At 42.2% G+C, this 856-nt stretch carries 1 protein-coding gene; it reads left to right on the top strand.

The features are described from left to right. Nucleotides 1-856: hydroxylamine reductase (hcp, locus tag RTK36_RS08205; RefSeq protein ID WP_312046093.1), on the top strand; the 856-nt coding region annotated here is incomplete at both ends.

Below are 856 nucleotides of genomic sequence, written 5' to 3'. Positions count from 1 at the left end.
GCGGCAGGTTATCCGGGATGCAAGCATATTTCCGGTGCAATTGGGGAAGAAAAGGATTTCGCAGCAATCATTGAGCATGCAAAACAGTGTGCTTCTCCTGTAGAAATTGAATCAGGAGAAATCATCGGTGGTTTCGCTCACAATCAAGTTTTGGCACTTGCTGACCAAGTGGTTGGGGCTGTAAAATCAGGTGCAATTAAAAAATTCGTTGTTATGGCAGGTTGTGATGGTCGTGCAAAGAGCCGTAATTATTATACAGATTTCGCTCAGGCTTTGCCAAAAGATGCAGTGATCCTCACCGCAGGTTGTGCAAAATACAAATATAATAAATTGGATTTGGGTGATATTGGCGGTATTCCAAGGGTTTTGGATGCGGGACAGTGTAACGATTCCTACTCTTTGGCAGTCATTGCACTAAAGTTGAAAGAAGTATTCGGACTTGATGACATCAACGATTTGCCTATTGTTTATAACATTGCTTGGTGTGAACAAAAAGCAGTTATTGTACTTCTGGCATTGCTACACCTGGGTGTAAAGAATATTCATCTAGGACCAACACTCCCTGCTTTCCTGAGTCCTAATGTGGCAAAGGTACTGGTAGAAAACTTTGGAATTGCAGGCATTGGTACAGTTGAGGATGACTTAAAGCTGTTCTTTGGTGATGATGCTGTAAGCCCAGCTGTAACAGGTGACATGATTATGGGAGATATTTTACGCAAATATCCTGAAACCGCACCAGCATTGATGGAGTGTGGTATGCATTGTCTGGGTTGTCCTTCTTCTCAGATGGAATCTCTGGCAGATGCATGTATGGTTCATGGCTTAAACGTTGAAGATGTTTTAAAATCTGTTAATG

This window comes from Anaerotignum sp. (genome assembly GCF_031981185.1).
Lineage (GTDB): Bacteria > Bacillota > Clostridia > Lachnospirales > Anaerotignaceae > Chakrabartyella.
The sequence above is the reverse complement of the archived record's forward strand: the minus strand, read 5'-3'. Positions and strand labels throughout refer to the sequence as shown.